The sequence below is a fragment of the Acidovorax sp. FW305-C-20-28 genome (assembly GCF_058783375.1).
The window spans coordinates 448-22466 of sequence record NZ_JBYSYM010000031.1 but is presented as its reverse complement, the minus strand read 5'-3'; the positions used below and the strand labels follow the sequence as shown (position 1 = coordinate 22466).

Sequence of the window (22019 nt, the reverse complement as noted above, 5' to 3'; positions counted from 1 at the left end):
ATTCGACGTACATTCATTTCCATGCTGTCCTCGTCCTCCCGCCTCTTGCGCGTACTCTCCCTGCTGCAGACCCGCAGCCACTGGACCGGCCCCAAGCTGGCCGAGCGCCTGGAAATCCACCCGCGCACCCTGCGCCGCGACATCGACCGGCTGCGCGAGCTGGGCTACCCCATCCACGCCAGCAGCGGCGTGGCCGGCGGCTATGCCTTTCGCGCCGGGCAGGCGCTGCCGCCGCTGCTGCTCGACGACGAGGAGGCCCTGGCCGTGGCGATTGCCCTGCGCATGGCCACGGCCGGCACCGTGGGCGGGGTGGAGGAAAGCTCGCTGCGCGCCCTGGTCAAGCTCGAACAGGTGATGCCCACGCGCCTGCGCAAGCGCATCGACGCGCTGCGCTCGGCCATCCTGCCCACCGAGCACATGGGCCCCACGGTGCAGGCCGCCGCACTGGCGGTGCTGGCCGCCGCCTGCCGCGACCAGTTGCGCGTGGCCTTCGCCTACCTGGACGCCAAAGGCCAGGCCAGCCAGCGCACGGTGGAGCCCCAGGGTCTGGTGCACACCGGCCAGCGCTGGTACCTGGTGGCTTGGGACCCGGCGCGCAGCGACTGGCGCAGCTTTCGCATCGACCGCATGGTGGGCGAGGCCGTGGCCGGCGCCCACTTCGCGCCACGCCCCGGGCCGGATGGGGGTGACCTCAGAGGGTACGTGTCGCGCTCGGTGGCACTGTCGCAGTTTCCGCAGCAGGCCCGCGTGGTGCTGCACCAGCCCCTGGCTACCATGGCGCGGCGCATTCCGGCCTCGGCCGGCGTGCTGCAGGCCCTGGACGCCGAGCGCTGCGTGCTGGAGTGCGGCGCCCACCAGCAGGGCACCCTGGTGTACTGGCTGCTGGCGCTGCAGGTGGAGTTCGAGGTGCTGGAGCCGCCCAGCCTGCGTGCGTACCTGCGGGAGTCCACGGAGCGCGTGGCGCGCGGCTTGGCGCGTGGCTCTGGCAATATGGCGCCCTTGCCATGAACACCATGCCCTACCCCGACCTGTTCCAGATGCTGGGCCGCCCGCTCCGGCCCACGGACGCGGTGGACCCGCAGGCCATCGCCAAGGCCGAGCAGTCCCTGGACACCACCGCGCCACAGGCGCTGCGCGACTTCTACCTGCTGGCCGGCAACGCGCGCGAATTCACCACGGTGTACGACCAGTTCCTGCCGCCCGCCGACTGGAGCCTGCAGGAGGGCAAGCTCGTCTTTCTCGAAGAGAACCAGGACGTGGTGCGCTACGGCGTGGACTGCGGCCCTGCAGCTGGCGACGACCCGCCCGTGTGGATCACCACCACCGGCGATGCCACCGAGTGGCACCCGGTGTGCGAGCGCTGCTCGGAGTTCATCGCCACCATGCTGGTCTGGCAATGCGGCTTCGGCGAAGCCCTGCCGCATGGCGCTTCGGGCCTGGCGGGGCCCGGCACCGAAGCCGCTCTGCAGGCTGGCTGGCGCCATGTCGGTACGGTCAACGAGATGCGCGCCTATGTGCAGCTCGGGCGCGTTGCCTGCGTGGTGGAATGGAGCGACGGCCTGCGCGTCTTCGTGGGTGCGCTGAGCGACGAAGCGCTGTGGGCTCTGGAAGATGCGCTGGACGTGGCGCTGGAATCCGAAGATTGAGCGGCTACGCGAGCAAACAGGCCAGCACCTTGGCCAGCAGGTCGTGCACATCGGCAGCCGGCACGGCCCCCGGCAGCTGCACGCCGCCATAGAGCTCGAACACCGGCTTGCCCCATTTGAGGCCCAGGGCCATCTCGGACAGGGTGCCCAGGTTGCTGCCGATGGCCACCAGGCAGACGCCAGCGCGCGCGACGATGGCGTTGCGCATCTCGCCCATGCCGGTGGGCACGGCCACACTCAGCCACTCGTTGGCGTTGGAGTCGTCGTCCTCGGGCAGGATGCCCACGGCCATGCCGCCGGCCTCGGTGGCGCCGCGCGATGCGGCCGCCATGACACCGCCGCGCCCGCCGCAAATGACCACCATGCCGGCGCCGGCCAGCGCATGCGCCACGGCATGGGCGGCCGCGCACTCGGCCACGCCTGCGTCACCCGGTCCGATCACGGCCACGGGCTGGCGGTGACGCCCCGGCCCCTTCTGCCGTTCGGCCAGGCGCTGCAGCGCCTGCACCACCGGTTCCGGCCAGGCCTCAATGGCCTGCACGGCGCTCGCGTTGTCGCGTAAAGACATCACCCACTCCCATCACCACCACACACACCACCATCAGCACCAGCGACAAGGCCGCCGCCACCGCGAAATCCGAGCCGCCGTCGCTGACCTGCGCCAGCAGCATCAGCGGCAGGATGTTGAGCTGCGTGCCCACCAGCGCCAGCGCCGTGCCATAGGTGCCCATGGCAATGGCGGCCACCATGCAGGCGTTGGACAGCACCGAGGGCGCCACCTCGGGCACCACCGTGTCCCAGAAGGCCCGCGCGCGCGATGCGCCCAGCGTGCGCGCCGCCTGCGCGGGGCGCAGGTCCAGGTTGGCGAACACCGGGTACAGCGACAGCGCCACGCGCGGGATCAGGTAGTAGGCATACGCCACGCCCAGGCCCGAGACGCTGTAGATCCAGCTGCCGATCACCGCCGGGTCGCCGCCCAGGCCCGCCAGCAACTGCGTGACGAAGCCCGCGCGCCCGAAGGCCAGGATGAAGCCGTAGGCGATCACCAGACCCGAAAAGGCCAACGGCAGGCCCAGCAAGGCCATCATCCATTGGCGCCGCGCCGCAGGCTGACGCGCCAGTTCGATGGCGATGCAGGTACCCACCAGCGCCGACACGGCCCCCGCCGCCAACCCCAAGGCCAGCGTGTTGCGCAGCGCGCCCATGAACAGCGGGTTGCCGAACAGCCGCCCGAAGGCGCTGGCGCCATCGCCAAAGGCCTCGGGCAGCAGCGCGGCCAGCGGCACCGCAAAGAAGAGCGCCATGAAAGCCCACGCGGGCCAGGCGCCGAAACGTCGCATAAGGCTTGATCTGCCTACGACTTGTTGCCCAGCGCGGCCTGCGCCCACAGGCGGTCCACATCGGCCTTGCGCTCGGAGGCCTTGACCACGTCGAGCGGGCGGATCTGCGGCGCGGCCGGCATCTTGGCGGCCACGTCAGCGGCCAACGGCGTGCCGGGCACGGCGGGGCGCACGAAGCCCTGGGCAAACAGCGATTGGCCGGCCTCGCTCATGATGAAGTTGAGCCAGAGCTTGCCGGCGTTGGGGTTGGGCCCGTTCTTCACCAGGCTGATCGCATAAGGCGCGGCCACACTTGCCTCCTTGGGGATGACGACTTCCACCGCATCGCCCATGCCATCCACGTGCTTGGCCTTGAGGCCGTCGTTCTCGTAGCTGATCCACACGGGGATCTCGCCCTTCAAGAACTTGGCGTAGGGCGTGGTGCCTTCCACGCGCAGCACATTGCCGGCCGCATGGAGCTTGCCCAGGTAGTCGGTGCCGGGCTGCACGTTGTCCACGCCGCCGCCATTGGCATACGCCGCCGCAAAGGTCAGCACCTGACCGATGCCGGTGGAGCGCGGGTCCAAGTAGACCACGGTGTTCTTGAACTCGGGCTTGAGCAGGTCGGCCCAGCCGGTGGGCACATTCTTCACCAGCTTCTTGTTGACCAGGAAGGCGATGTTCAGCGTGTGGATGGTGAACCAGCGGCCCTCGGCCTCGCGGAACACGGGCGGCAGCTTGTCGAAGTTGACGGGTTTGAAGGGCGCGACCACGTCCTTCTTCGCAGCGTCCACCGCCGATGCGGCAAAGTAGTAGGCCGTGTCGGCCTGCGGGCGGCGCTTGGTCTTTTCGAGCGCGACCACGGTGGCGGCCGAGCCGATGTCGTTGTAGGTCAGCTCGATCTCGGGGTAGCGCTTCTTGAAATCGCGGAACAGCGACTTCCAGTTGGCCCACTCGGGGCCGGTATCGAAGGAGACGCACAGGCCTTCCTTCTGCGCCTCGGCGTACAAGGCCTTTTCGCCCGCATAGAGCTCGGGGCCGTCGAAGGCAAAGGCGGTGCGGGCGGCGAGCGTCGCCAGGGGCAGTGCGCCGGCGGCCTGGATCAGTTGTCTGCGTTGCATGGTGTGGCTCCTCGGTTTCGGGTTGGGAGAGGTAAGAGAGAAATCAGTGGTCCAAAAGGCGGATGTGCTCGGGGGCGATGGCAATCGCCTCGGCGGCCGGCAGGGCCGACTCGGCGAGGAATGGCTTGCCCGCACCGGGCACTTCAAAGTCGTAACGCGTAAGCGCGCCCAGGTAGCGCTGGGCACCGGTGCGCCCTTCCAATCGGTTCACGCTGCCGGGCGCCGGGTCGGCGCGCACATGCTCGGGGCGCACCATCGCGTGCAGCGTCGTGCCCACGGCCCGGCCGCCGGTGTGGGCGTGGATTTCGGCAAAACCCAGGTCCACCCGGCCCGGCGCGCTGACCTTGCCCGGCAGGATGGTGGACAGGCCCACGAATTCGGCGACCGCACGGCTCGCGGGTTGCTCGTAGAGTTCGCGGGGTGTGGCGATCTGCAGGAGGCGTCCGTCCTTGAGCATGGCCACGCGGTCGGCCATGACCAGGGCCTCCTCCTGGTCGTGCGTGACCAGCAAGGTGGTGGCGCCAAAGCGCTGCTGGATGGCGCGGATCTCGTCGCGCAGGTGGCCGCGCACGCTGGCATCCAGGGCCGAGAGCGGTTCGTCGAGCAGCAGGGCCTGCGGGTCGATGGCCAGGGCCCGCGCCAGCGCCACACGCTGCTGCTGCCCGCCCGAAAGCTGGCCAATGCCGCGCTGCGCGTAGCCCGCCAGGCCGACGATATCGAGCAACTCCTGCGCACGCCGATGGCGCTCGGCCACGGGCACCTTGCGCAGCTTGAGACCATAAGCCACGTTGTCCAGCACCGACAGGTGCGGGAACAGCGCATAGTTCTGGAACACCATGCCCATGCGGCGCTGGTGCACAGGCGTGGCCGACATGTCCTGCCCGCCGAAGACGATGCGGCCGGTGTGGCCGGTTTCCAACCCGGACACCAGCTTGAGCAAGGTGGACTTGCCCGAGCCGCTGGGCCCGATCACGGCCACCAGCTCGCCGGCACGCACGTCCAGGGAGACTTCGTGCAGGCCGTGCGTGCTCCCGGGGTAGTGGTAGCTGACGTTATCGAGGACGAGGCTCATGGCTGGACTTTGCGGGCTTGGACGAGGGAGGACGACAGCAGGGCCGATGCGCCTGCCAGCACCAGCAGGACCACCGTGGCGGCGCAGGCAAAGCCCGTGGCGCCGTAGAAGGCCTGCAGCAGCACGACAGGGTAGGTGCGGTTCTGGAAGCTGGTGAGCAGGTTGGAGACACCGAACTCGCCCACCGAGATCGCCGCCACCATCACCAGGCCGCTGAGCAGGCTCTGGCGCAGGCTGGGCAACACGATGCCCGTGAACTGCTGCCAGCCCGAGGCGCCCAGCGTGGCCGCGGCCTGCTCCAGCCGGTGCAGGTCCAGGTGGCGCAAGTCGGTCAGCAAGGTGTTGGTGAGGTAGGGCAGCGTGAGGATGGCATGCGCCGCGATGAGCAGCGGCATGGAGCCCAGCCAGGGCGCGAGGTCGGTGTTGAACACCACCATGTAGCCGAAGGCCAGGGTGATGGCGGGCACGGCCACGGGCATGGCGCTCACGATGCGCGCCGCCAGGCCTCCGCCGCGCCGTGCGCCGTGGTACAGCGCATAGGCCAGCGGCAGCGCCAGCACCGTGTTGATGGCACAGGCCGACAGTGCCACCACCAGGCTGCTCACGAAGGCCTTGCGGAACGAGCTGTCCAGCCACAGGTCCTGGTACCACTGGCCGGTGACGCCGCTGGGCAGGAGCGTGTTGGTCCAGCTGCCGCCCACGCTGCCCACCAGCAGCAGTGCGATGGGCAGCAGCAGGTAAACGCCATAGACGAGGGAAATTCCGCGGATCACCTTGTTGTCTCCACTATCCTAATTGCCGGCATACTTTCCGAATGCGCTACTGTTTACCCAGAGGGCGCTGCAGCACTGGCCAAATTCTAGGGAGAGACCGCCCCGCGATGGGTGAAACCTGGATGAGGATACTTGAGCAATTGGAAAACGTTTTTCACACAGTTTTCATCAACCCCGGCTATGAAACGCGACTGTCCCACCATCCAGGAACTGCTGGCCTTTGACGCCGTGGCGCGCCACCAGAGCATCACCTTGGCGTCGGGTGCGCTGTGCATCACGGCCAGCGCGGTCAGCAAGCAGGTGGCGGGGCTCGAAGCCTTTCTGAGCCGCCAGCTGCTGCAGAAGAACGGGCGCGGCGTGGAGCTCACGCCCCAGGGCCGGGTGTACTGGCAGAAGATCTCGGGCGGACTGCGCGCCATCGAGGCCGCGACCTTCGAGGCGCGCTCGGGCGATGCCGGGGCGGGCCTGCTCACACTGGCCAGCGTGCCCACCTTTCTCACCAAGTGGCTGATCCCGCGGCTGCCGGCCTTCAGCCAGCAAAGCCGCCATGTGATGCTGAGCTTCAGCCGCCACCTGGAGCCCAGCGACGGCATCCCCGCTGGGGTGGACGCCGCCATCCGCTATGGCCCCGACGGCTGGCCGGGCGTGGTGTCGGAGTACATCGCGGGGCGCGAGTTCGTGCTCATCGTGGCGCGCAGCCTGGTCGAGGGGCGCCACCGCATCACCCAGCCCACGGACATCCTGGGCCACACCCTGCTGCACCACGAGGGCGCACCCACCGCCTGGCGCCAATGGGCCGCCCAGCACAGCGTGCCCGAGGTGCAGACGCTGGCGGGCCCGCGCTTCGCCCAGTACTCGGCCCTGATCCAGGCCGCACTCAACGGCCTGGGCATCGGCCTGGTGCCTGCCCTGCTGGTGCAAAAGGAAGTGGCCGAGGGCGCATTGCTCAGCCCCTGCGGCAGCCCGGTGCGTGTGGACCAGGGCCACTACCTGTGCTACCGGCCCGACCGGCTGGACCTGCCGGCGTTTGCGGCCTTCCGCACATGGTTGCTTGATGAAGGCGCGCAGTCGCGCGGAGGCAGCACGGAATGACCGCACCGAACATCCACTGGACACCCTTGCTGCGCACCCTGTGCGAAGAACTGACGAGGGATGGCAGCAACCACACCTTGTTGCTCTACGGGTCACGGGCCGCTGGCACCGCGGACAAGGACAGCGACTACGACATCGCCGCCTTCGGCCCGCGCGACAGCACAGGCCGTGACACGCGCATCATCGACGGCGCCTTTCTCGACGTATTCCTGTACCCGGAGTCAACGCTGGTGCAGCGTGGCCCTGAGTGGCTCAAGCTGCGCGGCAGCGTGGTGCTGCTGCAGCGGGGACAGGAGGCGGATCGATTCCTGCAGGGGCTGGATTCCGTCTTCACACAAGGCCCGCCCCCGCTGCCCGCCGACGAGATCAGCGCTCGCACCACTTGGGCCTGGAAGATGGCAGCCCGCATGGAGCGCGGCGATGCCGAAGGCGACTACCGCCGCGCCTGGCTGCTGACGGCCTTGCTGGAAGACTATTTCGCCCTGCGCACACAGTGGTTCGAAGGACCCAAGAAAGCCTTGCAATGGCTCCAGGCGCACGACCCCGAGACGGCACAGGCACTGCAGGCCGCCTTGCGTCCGGATGCCTCGCATGCCAGCATCCGCCAAGCGGTGGCCCGGGTGGCTGGCCCCGCACCCAATCCAGGAGGCGGTCCATGCCCGTGAGCGCTGATACAGCTGGCGAGATCCGGCACTTCTTCGATGCCTTCGTGGCGGCCTTCGCTGAATTCGACGGCCCCCTCGTGGCCCAGCGCTATGCCGTGCCTAGCATCGCCGTGGACGCACAGGGGGCGGTACGGGCCTTCCATACAGCGCAGGAAGTTGGCGACTACTTCCAGGCGGTGCTCACCACCTACCATGGCCAGGGCTGCCGCTCGTGCCGCTTCAGCGATCTGCACGTCGTACCCATGGGCACGCTCAGCGCGCTGGCCAGTGTTTCCTGGGAGTTGCTGCGCGCCGATGGCAGCGTGGCCAGCGGCTGGCGCGAGTCCTACCACCTGCTGCGCACCGGCCAGGGCTGGCGGGTGGTGGCCTCCACCGACCACGCGGGCTGAGCCGCTCGCACCGCTTCACCTGGCAAGCGGCTCCCAGTTCCCTGCCACGTTCTTGAGCAGGGTGTTCACAGCCACCAGGCGGCGGTTCTTCACATCGATCAGGCTGCGCTGCGAGGACAACACCGAGGCCTGGGCCGTGATCACATTGAGAAAGCCCACCGTGCCCGCGCGGTACTGGTTGTTCACCACGTCCAGCGCGCGCTGGGAGGCGGCCAGGGCTTCGGTCTGCAGTTGCTGCTCCTGCGCCAGGGCGGTAGCGGCCGTGAGGTTGTCCTCCACCTCCTGCAGTGCCGTGAGCACCGTCTGGCGGTAGGCGGCGGCGGCCTGCTCGTTGCTCGCACGCGCCGACTCCACCGCGGCATTGCGTGCGCCACCATCGAACAGCGACACCGCGAGCGCCGGGCCCAGCGACCAGAACAGGTTGGGCGCGCTCAGCAGGTTGGACAGCTCCGAGCCCCGGTAGCCGGCCGAGCCCGACAGCGTGAGCGCCGGGAAGAAGGCCGCGCGCGCCACGCCGATCTGCGCGTTGGCGGCGGCCACGCGGCGCTCGGCCGCGGCGATGTCGGGGCGGCGCTCCAGCAGTTGCGAAGGCAGTTGCGCGGGCACGGGCGGCGGGGCCGGCAGCTCGGCCGTGGCGGGCAGGCTGAAGGCCGCAGGCGCCTGGCCCACCAGGGCTGCCAGCGCATGTTCGAGCTGGTTGCGGTTGGTCTCGGATTCGAGCAGCTGCACCTGGGTGCCCTTGTACTGCGCCTCGGCCTGGGCCACGTCGGCCAACGAGGCCACGCCCGCCGCCTGGCGGTTGCGCGTGAGCTCCCAGCTGCGCGCATAGGCATCGAGCGTCTCGCGCAGCAGCCGGGCCTGGGCCTCGGCCGCGCGCAAAGAGAAATAGGTTTGCGCCACCGTAGCCTGCACCGACAGGCGCATGGCGGCCAGGTCGTCGGCACTGGCCTGGGCGCTGGCGCGGGCCGCATCCACCGAGCCCGAGATGCGGCCCCACAGGTCCAGCTCCCAGCTCGCGTTCAGGCCCAGCGAATGGCTGGTGCTGATGCGCGCATTGCTGCTGCCATCGGCCTGCAGCGTGCTGCCGCTGCGCGAGCGTGAACTGCTGGCGCTGGCCCCCAGGCTGGGCAGCAGGCTGGCGCTGCTGCTGGCCACGGCCGCCTGCGCGGCGCGCAGGCGGGCCACGCTCTGCGCGATGTTCTGGTTGCCGGCGGCGGCCTGCTGTTGCAGGGCATCGAGCGTCGCGTCGCCATACAGCGACCACCATGCCGCAGGCACGGCCTCGCCGCCGCCGGGCTGGGCCGGCTGCCACAGGCCCTGGGCCGCGGCGCCGCTCTCCTTGAACGCCGGTGGGATGTCCATGGCCGGGCGCTCGTAGGGTTGCTTGCTGGCGCAGGCGCCGAGCAGGGCCAGCACCGCCAGCGACAGCGCCAGGCGTGCGGGAGAAGGGAAGAAAAGGGTCGAAGGCATCATCAATCGTTTCCTTGAAGCGCCACGCCCTGGTCCGGCGCGGGACCTGGGTGCTTGCGGCGCCAGCGGCGCACCATGCGGTGGGCGCCCATGCGCAGGCGGTCCAGCGCCACGTAGACCACGGGCGTCGTGTAGAGCGTGAGCACCTGGCTGAACAGCAGCCCACCCACGATGGCGATGCCCAGGGGCTGGCGCAGCTCGGCCCCGTCGGCCCGACCCAGGGCCAGGGGCAGCGCGCCGAAGATGGCGGCCATGGTGGTCATGAGGATGGGGCGCAGGCGCAGGTTGCAGGCACGGTAGATGGCTTGGGCGGCGCTCACATGCCCGCCACGCTGGCGCACCAGCGCGAAGTCGATCATCATGATCGCATTCTTCTTGACGATGCCGATGAGCAATATCACCCCGATCAGCGCGATCAGCGAGAACTCGGTCTTGAACAGCATCAGCGCCAGCAACGCCCCCACGCCGGCCGAGGGCAGCGTGGACAAGATGGTGAGCGGGTGCACCAGGTTCTCGTACAGGATGCCCAGCACCAGGTAGATGGTGATGATGGCCGCCAGGATCAGCAGGGGCTGCCCCGCCAGCGCATCCTGGAAGGCCCCCGCCGTGCCGCCGAAGGTGCCGCGGATGCCCACGGGCACGCCCAGTTCGGACACCGCGTTGTGCACCGCATCGGTGGCTTGCGAGAGCGAGACGCCGGGCGCCAGGCTGAAGCTCACCGTGCTGGCCGGCGTGCCCCGGTCGTGGCTGACCGACAGCGGCGTGTTGGTCTGCGTGATGCGCGCAAACGCCGTGAGCGGGATCTGCTGGCCCTGGTTGTTCACGAAGAAGAAGCTGCGCAGGGTCTCGGGGTCCTGCAGGTACTGGGGCGCGGCCTCCATCACCACGCGGTACTGGTTGAGCGGGTTGTAGATCACGCCCACCTGGCGCTGGCCGAAGGCGTCGTTCAGGGTAGCGTCGATGGTCGACACCGTGAGCCCCAGGCGCGACGCCGCGTCGCGGTCGATCACCAGCGTGGTCTGCAGGCCGTAGTCCTGCACGTCGCTGTTCACGTCTTCCAGTTCGGGCAGCTGCGACAGGGCCTGGCGGATGCGCGGCTCCCAGGTGCGCAGCTCGGCGATGTCGTCGGCCTGCAGCGTGTAGTCGAACGAGGCACTGCTCTGCCGCCCGCCGATGCGGATGTCGCGCTGGGGCGTCATGAACAAACGCGCGCCGGGCTCGTTCTTGAGCTGCTCGCGCAGGCGGTTGATCACCGTCTCGGAGCTCTCCTGCCCCGGCCCGCGCTTGAGCGACATGAACATCATGGCCGCGTTGCGCTGCCAGCCGCCCGTGAAGCCGGTGACATGCTCCACGGCCGGGTCGGCCTGCACGATGGCCAGAAAGCGCTGCAGCCGCTGCTCCATGGCCTGGAACGAAGTGGCCTGGTCGGCGCGGATGAAGCCCGAGATGCGGCCCGTGTCCTGCTCGGGCATGAAGCCCTTGTCGATGGCGGTGTAGAGGTAGACGTTGCTTGCCACCACGCCGGCCAGCACCAGCAGCACCACGGGCTGGTGGCGCAGGCACCAGGCCAGGCTGCGGCGGTAAGCGCGCAGGGCGCGGTCCTGCAGCCGGTCGACCCAGCGCGAAAAGCGCGCCCAGCGGGACGGGCTCTGCACCTTGGGGGCCCGGTGCTGCTTGAGCAGGGCCGCGCACATCATGGGCGTAGTGGTCAGAGAGACCAGCAGCGACACCAGGATGGCGGCCGACATGACGATGGCGAACTCGCGGAAGAACCGCCCCACGATGCCGCCCATGAACAAAATGGGCACGAACACCGCGATCAGCGAGATGCTCATGGACACCACGGTGAAGCCGATCTCGCGCGCCCCGTCGAGCGAGGCCTGCAGCGCGGTCTTGCCGCGCTCCATGTGGCGCATGATGTTCTCCAGCACCACGATGGCATCGTCCACCACGAAACCGGTGGCCACGGTGAGCGCCATCAGCGAGAGGTTGTCGAGCGTGTAGCCCGCCAGGTACATGATGCCGAAGGTGCCCGCCAGCGACACCGGCACCGCCACGCTGGGAATGAGCGTGGCGCGCGCATTGCGCAGGAACAAAAACACCACCAGGATCACCAGCGCCACGGCGATCACCAGGGCGCGCTCCACCTCCTTGACCGAGGCGCGCAGCGTGGGCGTACGGTCCGAGACGATCTCGATGTCGATGGCCGCGGGGATGGAGGCCTTGAGCGCCGGCAGCAGTGCGCGCACGCGCTCCACGGCCTCGAGGATGTTGGCGCCCGGCTGTTTGTACACCTGCAGCAGGATGGCCGGCTTGCCGTTGGCCACGCCGAAGTTGCGCACGTCCTGCACCGAGTCGGTGACCTGGGCCACATCGGCCAGGCGGATGGCGTTGCCGTCCTTCCAGCGCAGCACCAGGGGCGCGTAGTCGGCCGCGACGCGCGCCTGGTCGTTGGCCGTCACCTGCCAGTAGTGGTCTTCGCGCTCCACCGAGCCCAGCGGGCGGTTGGCGTTGGTGCTGGTGATGGCCGCGCGCACCTGCTCCAGCGAGACCCCGTTGGCCGCCAGGCGCAGCGGGTCGAGCTGCACGCGCACGGCCGGCAGCGCGCCGCCGCTGATGGACGCCTGGCCCACGCCCTCGACCTGCGAGAGCTTTTGCGCCATGACGGTGGAGGCCGCGTCGTACATCTGCCCGCGCGTGAGCGAGTCCGACGTGAGCGCCAGGATCATGATGGGCGAATCCGCCGGGTTCACCTTGCGGTAGGTCGGGTTGCTCGGCATGCCCGTGGGCAGCAATGTACGCGAGGCGTTGATGGCCGCCTGCACGTCGCGCGCGGCGCTGTCCACCGTGCGGCTCAGGTCGAACTGCAGCGTGATGGAGGTGCTGCCCAGCGTGGAGCGCGAGGTGATCTCGTTGACGCCCGCGATCGCGCCCAGCGCCCGCTCCAGCGGCGTGGCCACGGTGGCTGCAATGGTGTCGGGGCTGGCCCCGGGCAGGCTGGCCGAGACCGAGATGGTCGGGTAGTCCACCTGCGGCAGCGGTGCCACGGGCAACAGGAAGTACGACACCGCCCCCGCCAGCGCCAGGCCGATGGTGAGCAGCATGGTGGCGATGGGCCTGTGGATAAAGGGGGTGGAGATGCTCACAGTACCCCCTCGCCCTGGCGGGCCAGGCTACGCATGGCTGGCCCCTTCGGCCTGTGCTGCTTTGGCGGCGCGGCGCGCGCGCCAGCGCTCGGCCGCGTTCTCGAAGGTCAGGTAGATCACGGGCGTGGTGAACAGGGTCAGCAGCTGGCTCACGATGAGGCCGCTCACCATGGTTACGCCGAGCGGATGCCGCAGCTCGCTGCCCACACCCGTGCCCAGCATCAGCGGCAACGCGCCCAGCAAGGCCGCCAAGGTGGTCATCAGGATCGGGCGGAAACGCAGCAGGCAGGCCTGGTAGATGGCTTCGCGCGCGGGCAGGCCTTGGTCGCGCTGGGCCTCCAGCGCGAAGTCGATCATCATGATCGCGTTCTTCTTGACGATGCCGATGAGCAGCACGATGCCGATGATGGCGATGATGTCCACGTCGAGCCCCGTGACCAGCAGCGCCAGCAGCGCGCCCACGCCAGCCGAGGGCAGAGTGGAGAGGATGGTGACCGGATGGATGGTGCTCTCGTACAGCACGCCGAGCACGATGTACATGGTGACCACCGCCGCCAGGATGAGCAGCAGTGTGTTCGACAGCGAGGCCTGAAAGGCCAGCGCCGCGCCCTGGAAGCTGGTCTCCACCGACAGCGGCAACAGGCCCGCCTCCTTGGCGCCGGCCTGCTCGGCCTGGATGGCCTTGACTGCATCGCCCAGCGCCACGCCGGGCGCGGTGTTGAAGGAGATGGTAGCCGCCGGCAGCTGGCCCACGTGGTTCACGCCCAGGGCCATGGGCCGCTCCTCGATGCGCGCCACGGTGGACAGCGCCACCGGCTTGCCCGCCGTGGAGGTGACGTAGATGTTGTTCAGCGCCTCGGGCCCGATCTTGAACTGCGGCGCCACCTCCAGCACCACCCGGTACTGGTTGGACTGGGTAAAGATGGTGGAGATCAGGCGCTGGCCGAAGGCGTTGTACAGCGCCGTGTCGATGCCCGACACCGTAACCCCCAGGCGGCTGGCCTGGGCCCGGTCGATCTGCACGAAGGCCTGCAGGCCCTGGCTCTGCAGGTCGCTGGCCACGTCGGCCAGTTGAGGCAGGCCGCGCATGCGCCGCACCAGCTCGGTGGTGCTGGTCTGCAGCTGCGCGGCATCGGGCGAGGAGACCAGCAACTGGTACTGGGTGCGCGCCACGCGGTCTTCGATGGTCAAGTCCTGCACCGGCTGGGCGTACAGGCGGATGCCCGGCATGTCGGCCGTGTCGTCGGCCAGGCGGCGCACCACGGCCGAGGCCTTGTCGCGCTCGCCATGGGGTTTGAGGTCGATCAACAGGCGCCCGGTGTTGAGCGTGGTGTTGGCGCCATCCACCCCGATGAAGGACGAGACGCTCTTCACCGCCGGGTCGCGCAGGATGCGCTCGGCCAGCTGCTGCTGGCGCTCGGCCATGGCGGCGAACGAGATCGACTGGTCGGCCTCGGTGGTCGCCTGCAGCGTGCCCGTGTCCTGCACCGGGAAGAAACCTTTGGGCACCACCATGTAGAGCAGCACCGTGAGCGCCAGCGTGGCGATGAACACCACCCAGGTCAGCAGCTGGTGGTCCAGCACCCAGTTCAGCGCGCGGCCGTACTGGGCGATGGTGCGGTCGAAGAAGCGGCCCGTGGCCTGGTACAGGCGGCCATGGCTCTCTTCGGGCGTGTGGCGCAGCAGGCGCGCGCACAGCATGGGCGTGAGCGTGAGCGAGACCACGGCCGAGATCAGGATGGCCACGGCCATGGTGATCGCGAATTCGTGGAACAGCCGGCCCACCACGTCGCCCATGAAGAGCAGCGGGATCAGCACCGCGATCAGCGAGATGGTCAGCGAGATGATGGTGAAGCCGATCTGCTTGGCGCCCTTGAGCGCGGCCTGCAGCGGGTGCTCGCCCTCTTCCACGTAGCGTGCGATGTTCTCGATCATCACGATGGCATCGTCCACCACGAAGCCGGTGGAAATGGTCAGCGCCATCAGCGTGAGGTTGTTGATGGAGAACCCCGCCAGGTACATGATGCCGAAGGTGCCCACCAGCGACAGCGGCACCGCCACGCTGGGGATGAGCGTGGCCGAGGCGCTGCGCAGGAAGACGAAGATCACCGCCACCACCAGGCCGATCGCCAGGGCCAGCTCGACCTGCATGTCCTTGACCGAGGAGCGGATGGTCACCGTGCGGTCGGTCAGGATCTGCACGTCCAGCGAGGCCGGCAGCGTGCTCTGCAGCTGCGGCAGCAAGGCCTTGATGCGGTCCACCGTCTCGATCACGTTGGCACCGGGCTGGCGCCGGATGTTGAGGATCACGCCGGCGCGCGCACCCGTCTCGGGCGTGCCGGCCCAGGCGGCCAGACGGGCGTTCTCGGCGTCGTCCACCGTGGTGGCCACGTCGCGCAGGCGCACGGGCGTGCCGTTGCGCAGCGCGATCACCAGGTTCTGGTACTCGGCGGCGGACTGCAGCTGGTCGTTGGCATCGATGGTCGATGCGCGCGCCGGCCCGTCGAAGCCGCCCTTGGCCTGCTTGACGTTGGATGCCGCGATCACGCCGCGCACGTCTTCCAGCGTCATGCCCACCGCGGCCAGGGCCACCGGGTTGACCTGGATGCGCACGGCCGGCCGGCGCCCGCCCGCAATGGCCACCAGGCCCACGCCCTTGACCTGCGAGAGCTTGGGCGCCAGGCGGTTTTCCACCAGGTCGTTGACGCGGATCACCGGCAGCGAGGGCGAGGTGATGGCCAGCGTAAGGATGGGTGCGTCCGCCGGGTTCACCTTGCTGTAGATGGGCGGCATGGGCAGGTCATTGGGCAGCAGATTGCTGCCGGCATTGATGGCCGCCTGCACCTGCTGCTCGGCCACGTCCATGGCCATGTCCAGCGCAAAGCGCAGGGTGATGACCGAGGCCCCGCCCGAGCTGGTGGAGGACATCTGCTCCAGCCCCGGCATCTGGCCGAACTGGCGCTCCAGCGGCGCAGTGACGTTGGAGGTCATCACGTCGGGGCTGGCGCCCGGGTACAGCGTGGTGACCTGGATGGTGGGGTAATCCACCTCGGGCAGGGCCGAGATGGGCAGCAGCCGGTAGGCCAGCAGGCCCGCAATCAGCAGCGCCACCATCAGCAGCGAGGTGGCGATGGGGCGCAGGATGAAGATGCGCGAAAGGTTCATGGCGGCGGTGCCCGCTTCAGAGGAGTCGGGACGGCATCAGCGCGAGGCTGCGGCGCCAGGGGCCGCGACACCGGCGGCCTGCATCTTGCCGCGGATGTAGGCGCGGCGCTCGTCGGGCGCCATGGCCTGCAGCTTCTGACGCTCCTCGGGGCTCATCTTTTCGAGCAGGGCCCGCACCTCGGGCGACATGCCGGGGCGGCGTTCACCATCGGGGGCACCGCCTTCGGCACGCGGGCCGCCGTCAGCGCGCGGGCCGGGCGTTTCACGCGGCGCACCGTCCTGCGCGCCCCGGGGGCCTTCGGCGCTGCGGCCACTGGCAGGGCGCGACGCGCCCGGCGCAGGGGCCGATGCACCGGCCGCAGGCGCTGCCGCCTCACCGCCCACCGTGCCACTGGCTGCGCCCGCAGGCCCGGCGGCACCGGGCTGGTTGCGCTTGCTGCGGAAGAAGGCGCGGCGTTCCTCCTGCGTCATCTTGGCGAGCTTGTCGCGCTCTTCCTGCGTCAGGTTGCGCATCATCGCGGCGCGCCGCGCGCCGGCGTCCTGCGCGGCTTCGTCCGCGCGGGCGGCGGCGCCCGAATCGATCACGGCCACCTTGGCGCCTTCGCGCAGGCGGTCAATGCCGTCTACCACCACTTGGTCGCCGTCCTTGAGCTCGCCCTCGACCGCCACGCGGTCGCCGTCGGCCACGCCCACGCGGATGCGCCGCTGCGTCACCGTGCCATCGGGCTGCACCAGGTAGACGTAGTTGTTCTGGATGGCCGTGCCCGGCACGGTGACCGCGTCCTGCAGCAGGTTGACCTGCAGGCGCACGTTGACGAACTGGTTGGGAAACAGGGTGCCGTCTTCGTTGCCGAAGGTGGCCTTGACCTTGATGGTGCCGGTGGTCGCGTCGATGGCGTTGTCCAGCGCGCCCACCTTGCCGCGGCCCAGGCGGCGCTTTTGCTCGCGGTCCCACAGCTCCACGGGCAGCTCGGCGCCCTCACCCAGGCGCTGGTTGATCTGCGCCAGGTGCGCCTCGGGCACGGAGAACACCGCGTCGATGGGGCGCACCAGGTTGATGGTGACGATACCGTTGGCGTCCGAAGGGCCGACCACGTTGCCCCGGTCGGCCTGGCGCAGGCCCAGGCGCCCGGCAATGGGCGCGGTGATGCGGGTGTAGCTCAGCTGCAGTTTGGCGGCATCCACCTGGGCCTGGTCGGCCGCCACCGTGCCTTCGAGCTGGCGCACCTGGGCGGCCTGGGTGTCCACCTGCTGGCTGGCGATGGAATCCTTGGCCAGCAGGTCCTGGTAGCGCTTGAGGTCGAGCTGGGCATTCTTGAGCAGGGCCTGGTCGCGCGCGAGGTTGCCCTGCACCTGGCCCAGCGAGGCCTGGTAGCTGCGCGGGTCGATCTCGGCCAGCAATTGCCCGGCCTTGACCTCGTCGCCTTCCTTGAAGTGCAACTTGACCAGCTCGCCGCTGACCTTGGCACGCACCACGGCCGTGGCGCGCGCGCTCATGGTGCCGATGGCATTGACCTGCACGCGCACGTCCTGGCGCCGCACGGTGCCCACCGACACCGGCTGCGTCTGCCCACCGGCGCTGAAGCGTGCCGGCCCGCGGCCACCACCAGGGCCGCCACGCCCTGCCGGGCCCGCCTCGGCTGCAGCGGGCGTCGCCTGGCGCTGCTTCCACCACCAGCCCCCGCCCGCAGCGGCGGCAATCACCACCAGCAGCACGATCCACCACAGGGCACGCCCCTGTTGGCGCAAAAGGGGCCGCAAGGGCACAGACGGAAGGCGATGGGAAGGCATGGTGCAGGTAACAAATGGAATCGAGGCTATGGTAGCCACCCGCCAAGTCACTCCAGCGCCCGGACAAAAGGATTTACCCTGCCTTTACCCTCGGTTTACGGCGCTTTCAAGCCCGAAACGCAATTCAGCGGTTCGTGGCAAGCAGCAGGCCGCCGGCCCCCATGAAGAAACCGCCCGTGGCCTTGTTCAGGCGCACCACCCCGCGCGAGGTGCGGATGAAGCGGCGGATCTGCCGCCCGCCGGCCGCATACACGGCCGTGGCAACGAACTCGGCCGCCAGGTACACGCTGCCCAGCACCAGGAACTGCCGCGCCGCCGGCTGGGTGGGGTCGATGAACTGCGGAAAGATGGCCGCGAACAGAATGATGGCCTTGGGATTGGTGATGCCCAGCAGAAACTCCTGCGTGACCAGCGACCAAAGCCGTACGGGCGCAGCCCCGCTGGCAGCCACCTCGGCGCCATCGGCCACCTCCAACCCGTTGAACTCGCGGCTGCGCCAGGCGCGCCAGCCCAGCCAGAACAGGTAGCAGGCCCCCACCCACTTCACGGCGGTGAAGGCCGCCTCGGACGCCAGCAGCATCGCGCCCAGCCCCACGGCCGACACGGTGAGAAAGATCGCAAACGCCGCGGCCCGCCCGATGGTGCCCACCAGGGCCGCACCCACGCCGGCACGGATGCCGTTGTTGAGGCCGCAGAAGTTGTTGGGACCGGGCGTGAGCGCGATGGCCACGGCGACGGGGGCGAAAAGCAGGGCGTCCATGGGGGAAATATCCGGAAAAACGGCCGCTGCCGCGGCCCAGGTCGCCAGTTTAGGGCTTTGCGCCCTGCCCCGCCTGGCGCTCGGGCATCACCGCTCAGGCAGAGCGATGGTGGTTTGCCAAGGCACGCCCACAAGTGCATCGTAGTGCGCGACCACGATGGCCCGGTCCGCCGCGCCCGCCAAGGCAGCCAGAGCCTGCTGCAGGTACTGGATGGAGGGCTTGTCCAGCCCTGCCACGGGCTCGTCGAGCAGCGTGAGCGCAGCGCCCGAGGCCAGCGCCCCGGCCATCCACACCTTGCGCCGCGTGCCGGTGGACAGCATCAGAAAGCGCTTGGAGAGGTGCTCGTGCAGGTCAAAACCCTCGATGTGCCGAGCCAGCTCTGCTGCGTCGAATCGCGGGTGGCGCGCGGGCAGCGCGGCCAGCCAGTCCTGCACGCCCTGCTCGTCCAGTGCGGCAGAGCGCGGGTCGCCCCAGAAGACCCGGGCCCGGTAGTCGGCGGGTGCCGACTGCAAAGACACCCCCTGCAGCACCAGTTGGCCCGCTGCCGCAGGCAACTCGCCCGCCAGCAGGCGCAGCAAGGTGGTCTTGCCGCTGCTGTCGCCCCCCAGCACCAGCGTGGCACCCGCCAGCACCTGGGCGGACAGGCCATCGAACAGCGGGACCTCAGGGTAGGCAAAGCGCAGGCCATCGATGTGCAGGAGGGGGCTGGTAGAAGGCATGGGGCGGGAGCGGAGAAGGAGAAAACGCCCATTTTAGGAATGGCGCCCGCCCTGCTGAGACAATGCACGCCCCGCTCGCCCACCCCGCCGCACCATGCCCCTGCACTACCTCGATTTCGACTACAGCGAAGATTACGAAGGCACGGGCACCTTCGACGCCATGGCCGCCGCCAACCCGGCGCAGCTGCCGGCCGTGCACGCCGAGGTGGCCCAGGTGCTGGCCTGGGCGCATGCCCATTTCCCGGATACCTTCGGGCCGGCGGAGGAAGGGGGCGAATGGGACTATGACCTCTCGGCCGTGCAGGAGGTATCCACGCCCCTGGCGCTGGAGTTCGACAGCGCCACGGGCCGCATTGCGGCCCACCCCGGCGCGCCGGGCGCCCCGCGCACCACCGTGACCCTGTCCATCAGCGGCAGCAGCGCCTTCTGCGCAGCACTGCGCGAGGCGTTCGAGCTGGGTTGACCTGCAACAGCAGGCAACGCGCGTCAGCAACCGCGCCGGGGAGTGACAGGCTGTATGCCTACATACAGCTCTGGGGCCAGCACGTACTCTGAACAGGCTGCGGCGTGCCGGTATGGCAGGCCGTGGACAGCCCCCTCTACCAGAGACCTCCACCATGCTCGCGCAAGCGTCGTCCCCTTCCATCGCCACCGCCTTCAACCCGCTGGCCGCACGGCTGCCCTTCCAGGCCGCCAATGGCGAGCCCGATGACACGGCCGTACCCCTACCGGGCACCAGTGTGCACCCGGCCTCGGCAGAGCCCCTGCCCGCCACCCGGGCCCCCTTCATGGCACACACGCGGGTGCGGCTGGAGCTCGATATCGAGCTCAACTACGAAATCGACCAGCACGGCGCAGACTTCGTGTTCAACATCCACGCCGCGCACACGCCCAGCCAAGCCATCCGCAACGAGCGCCTGGGCATCAACCAGAACGTGCCGCGCCAGATACATACCGACCCGGCCACGGGCAACCGCTACCTGCGCCTGAGGGGCGAGCCGGGGGCGCTGAAGGTGGCCTATTCGGCCACGGTGGACATCAGCCACCACTGCGCCGACCCGGCCCAGCTGGCCGAGGTGCCCATCCGCCAGCTGCCGCAGGATGTGCTGGGCTACATCTACCCCAGCCGCTACTGCCAGTCCGACCGCCTGCTGCGCCTGGCCGGCACGGAGTTCGGCGCCTTGCCGCAGGGCCACCGCCGGGTGCAGGCCATCCGCGACTGGGTGCAGCGCCACGTGGCCTTCACGTCCAACGCGTCGAACTCCAACACATCGGCCGTGGACACCCTGGTGGAGAAGGTGGGCGTGTGCCGCGACTTCGCCCACCTGATGATCGCACTGTGCCGCGCGGTGAACATCCCCGCGCGCTTCACCACAGGCACCGACTATGGCGCCGACCCCAGCCTCGGCCCGCCCGACTTCCATGCCTATGTGGAGGCCTACATCGGCGACCGCTGGTACCTGTTCGACCCCTCGGGCACGGCCATCCCCATGGGGCTGATCCGCTTTGGCACGGGGCGCGATGCTGCCGACGTGGCGTTTGCCACCATTTTTGGCGGCGTGAGGGCGCAACCTCCGGTGATACGGGCCAGGGCGGTGGAAGACGCGGGGCGCGGGTTTGTGCTGCCCCACCACTGCTGCGAAGCGCTGTCCACCGACCATGGGGCGGCTTTTGCGACCCGGTTCACGGGTGTCTGAAGCTCTGGCGAAACACCTCGAAAAACCACGCTGCTGGGCTTTTTGGCCGATCTATGGCCTAATACGCGTTTTTCCACCAATTTTTTCCAGAGAATCTCCATGGGCAACAAGATCGTCACCGAAGCAGACCGCAAGCGCAGCCCCCGTCCCACGCCCGTGGCCGGCTACACCCTGCCCACCGGTGGCCGCGGCCAACGCGTGAGCCTGGAGCGCGGCGTCGCCACGCGCAGCAAGAAGAACCCTGGCAAGCGCTCCAAGAAGGGCGGCTGATCACCTGATCGGCACGGGCCGCACGCGGCCCCTTGCAAGCAACGAAGCCCTCGCAAGAGGGCTTTGTGCTTTCTGGCGCAGCCGCAACATCGCTCAGGCGACATTGGCCGCGCGGCTGCCACACGGAAACGACGGGGTAGGCCCTAAGATGGCCGGATGATCACCGTCCACCACCTCGAAACCTCGCGCTCGCAGCGCGTCCTCTGGCTGCTCGAAGAACTGGGCGTGCCCTACGAGCTCAAGATCTACCAGCGCGACAAGGCCACCAAGCTGGCCCCACCCGAGCTCAAGAAGATCCACCCGCTGGGCAAGTCGCCCGTCATCACCGATGGCGACGAGGTGGTCGCCGAATCGGCCGCCATCATCGAATACCTGGTGGAAACCTATGGCGCGCAGGCCACGGGCGAGCTGGCCCACCTGCAGCCCACGCGCGGCACGCCCGAGTACCGCCAGTGCCGCTTCTGGATGCACTACGCCGAGGGCTCGCTGATGAACTGGCTGGTGATGAAGCTGGTGTTCATGACCATTCCGCGCCAGCCCATGCCCTTCTTCGTCAAGCCCATTGCCAAGGCCCTGTGCGGCAAGGTGCTCGACAAGGTGGTGGACCCGAACGTGAACACCGCCATGGACTTCATGGAAAAGCACCTGGGCCAGCACACCTGGTTTGCGGGCGGGCACTTGACCATGGCCGACTTCCAGATGAGCTTTGCGGTCGAGGCCGCCCTGTCGCGCTCCGAAAAGGCCGGCAATTGCCCGAACCTGCAGGCCTACAAAAAGCGCATGGAGGCCCGCCCGGCCTACCAGCGCGGCATCCAGAAGGGCGGCCCGGTGGTGATGGGCTGAACCCCGGTTGCGGGGGGGGGGGGGGGGGGGGGGGGGGGGGGGGGGGGGGGGGGGGGGGGGGGGGGGGGGGGGGGGGGGTG

20 protein-coding genes are annotated in these 22019 nt (G+C 69.2%); 9 read left to right on the top strand and 11 right to left on the bottom strand.

All coding sequences use genetic code 11. The features are described 5' to 3' along the window. Window positions 1-21: 21 nt before the first annotated feature. Complete coding sequence (locus tag AC3WOH_RS27635; RefSeq protein WP_492232511.1) at window positions 22-1008, top strand: helix-turn-helix transcriptional regulator; 987 nt, start codon at window positions 22-24, stop codon at window positions 1006-1008. Beyond that, window positions 1005-1646: an SMI1/KNR4 family protein gene (locus tag AC3WOH_RS27630; protein WP_492232510.1), complete on the top strand. Its 642-nt coding sequence runs from the start codon at window positions 1005-1007 to the stop codon at window positions 1644-1646. Before AC3WOH_RS27635 ends, AC3WOH_RS27630 begins: the two co-directional genes overlap by 4 nt. A 4-nt stretch (window positions 1647-1650) precedes the next feature. On the opposite strand, the gene AC3WOH_RS27625 is transcribed toward AC3WOH_RS27630, so the two are convergent. From AC3WOH_RS27625 to AC3WOH_RS27605, 5 genes are read right to left on the bottom strand one after another with little or no spacing between them, the layout of a single operon-like run. Further along, complete coding sequence (locus AC3WOH_RS27625) at window positions 1651-2214, bottom strand: SLOG cluster 4 domain-containing protein (RefSeq protein WP_492232509.1); 564 nt, start codon at window positions 2212-2214, stop codon at window positions 1651-1653. Next, entirely contained in the window at window positions 2174-2986 is an 813-nt protein-coding gene (locus AC3WOH_RS27620) for an ABC transporter permease (protein ID WP_492232508.1), read from the bottom strand. Before AC3WOH_RS27620 ends, AC3WOH_RS27625 begins: the two co-directional genes overlap by 41 nt. A 14-nt stretch (window positions 2987-3000) precedes the next feature. After that, entirely contained in the window at window positions 3001-4086 is a 1086-nt protein-coding gene (locus tag AC3WOH_RS27615; RefSeq protein WP_492232507.1) for an extracellular solute-binding protein, read from the bottom strand. A 43-nt stretch (window positions 4087-4129) separates the two neighbouring features. Beyond that, on the bottom strand, window positions 4130-5158 hold the full coding sequence (locus AC3WOH_RS27610; protein ID WP_492232506.1) for an ABC transporter ATP-binding protein: 1029 nt from the start codon (window positions 5156-5158) through the stop codon (window positions 4130-4132). Further along, complete coding sequence (locus tag AC3WOH_RS27605; protein WP_492232505.1) at window positions 5155-5931, bottom strand: ABC transporter permease; 777 nt, start codon at window positions 5929-5931, stop codon at window positions 5155-5157. Before AC3WOH_RS27605 ends, AC3WOH_RS27610 begins: the two co-directional genes overlap by 4 nt. A 180-nt stretch (window positions 5932-6111) precedes the next feature. Here AC3WOH_RS27605 and AC3WOH_RS27600 point away from each other — a divergent pair, with 180 nt between their 5' ends. Genes AC3WOH_RS27600 through AC3WOH_RS27590 form a run of 3 tightly spaced genes read left to right on the top strand, consistent with a single transcriptional unit; the run spans window position 6112 to window position 8077 of the window. Continuing rightward, window positions 6112-7023, top strand: coding sequence for a LysR substrate-binding domain-containing protein (locus AC3WOH_RS27600; RefSeq protein WP_492232504.1), 912 nt, complete (start codon window positions 6112-6114; stop codon window positions 7021-7023). After that, entirely contained in the window at window positions 7020-7688 is a 669-nt protein-coding gene (locus AC3WOH_RS27595; protein WP_492232503.1) for a nucleotidyltransferase domain-containing protein, read from the top strand. The genes AC3WOH_RS27600 and AC3WOH_RS27595 overlap by 4 nt, the downstream gene beginning before the upstream one ends. Further along, complete coding sequence (locus tag AC3WOH_RS27590; RefSeq protein WP_492232502.1) at window positions 7679-8077, top strand: DUF6841 family protein; 399 nt, start codon at window positions 7679-7681, stop codon at window positions 8075-8077. The genes AC3WOH_RS27595 and AC3WOH_RS27590 overlap by 10 nt, the downstream gene beginning before the upstream one ends. A 15-nt stretch (window positions 8078-8092) precedes the next feature. Here AC3WOH_RS27590 and AC3WOH_RS27585 read toward each other — a convergent pair whose 3' ends face one another. The 6 genes from AC3WOH_RS27585 to AC3WOH_RS27560 all read right to left on the bottom strand — a co-directional run bounded on the left by AC3WOH_RS27585 (window position 8093) and on the right by AC3WOH_RS27560 (window position 19129). Beyond that, window positions 8093-9547 (bottom strand): efflux transporter outer membrane subunit, encoded by a 1455-nt coding sequence (locus AC3WOH_RS27585; RefSeq protein WP_492232501.1) that lies wholly within the window; start codon window positions 9545-9547, stop codon window positions 8093-8095. A gap of 2 nt (window positions 9548-9549) precedes the next feature. Beyond that, on the bottom strand, window positions 9550-12693 hold the full coding sequence (locus AC3WOH_RS27580) for an efflux RND transporter permease subunit (protein WP_492232500.1): 3144 nt from the start codon (window positions 12691-12693) through the stop codon (window positions 9550-9552). 27 nt (window positions 12694-12720) lie between these two features. Then, window positions 12721-15858 (bottom strand): MdtB/MuxB family multidrug efflux RND transporter permease subunit, encoded by a 3138-nt coding sequence (locus AC3WOH_RS27575; protein ID WP_492232499.1) that lies wholly within the window; start codon window positions 15856-15858, stop codon window positions 12721-12723. A gap of 36 nt (window positions 15859-15894) precedes the next feature. Beyond that, window positions 15895-17649 carry an MdtA/MuxA family multidrug efflux RND transporter periplasmic adaptor subunit gene (locus tag AC3WOH_RS27570; RefSeq protein ID WP_492232498.1) on the bottom strand — a complete coding sequence of 585 codons (1755 nt, stop codon included), beginning with the start codon at window positions 17647-17649 and terminating at the stop codon, window positions 15895-15897. Between the two features lie 124 nt (window positions 17650-17773). Beyond that, a complete protein-coding gene (locus AC3WOH_RS27565; RefSeq protein ID WP_492232497.1) occupies window positions 17774-18409 on the bottom strand; it encodes a LysE family translocator in 636 nt (211 codons plus the stop codon). Between the two features lie 87 nt (window positions 18410-18496). After that, the gene (locus AC3WOH_RS27560) at window positions 18497-19129 is read right to left on the bottom strand and encodes an ABC transporter ATP-binding protein (protein ID WP_492232496.1); all 633 of its coding nucleotides are present in this window, start codon (window positions 19127-19129) and stop codon (window positions 18497-18499) included. 94 nt (window positions 19130-19223) lie between these two features. Here AC3WOH_RS27560 and AC3WOH_RS27555 point away from each other — a divergent pair, with 94 nt between their 5' ends. From AC3WOH_RS27555 to AC3WOH_RS27540, 4 genes are all read left to right on the top strand, one after another. After that, window positions 19224-19592, top strand: coding sequence for a hypothetical protein (locus AC3WOH_RS27555; RefSeq protein WP_492232495.1), 369 nt, complete (start codon window positions 19224-19226; stop codon window positions 19590-19592). Window positions 19593-19917: 325 nt separating this feature from the next. After that, window positions 19918-20826, top strand: a complete 909-nt coding sequence (locus AC3WOH_RS27550; RefSeq protein WP_492232554.1) for a transglutaminase-like domain-containing protein — start codon at window positions 19918-19920, stop codon at window positions 20824-20826. 99 nt (window positions 20827-20925) lie between these two features. Next, a complete protein-coding gene (locus tag AC3WOH_RS27545; protein WP_184856608.1) occupies window positions 20926-21096 on the top strand; it encodes a hypothetical protein in 171 nt (56 codons plus the stop codon). 156 nt (window positions 21097-21252) lie between these two features. Beyond that, entirely contained in the window at window positions 21253-21939 is a 687-nt protein-coding gene (locus AC3WOH_RS27540; RefSeq protein ID WP_492232494.1) for a glutathione S-transferase family protein, read from the top strand. The last annotated feature ends 80 nt before the right edge of the window (window positions 21940-22019 follow it).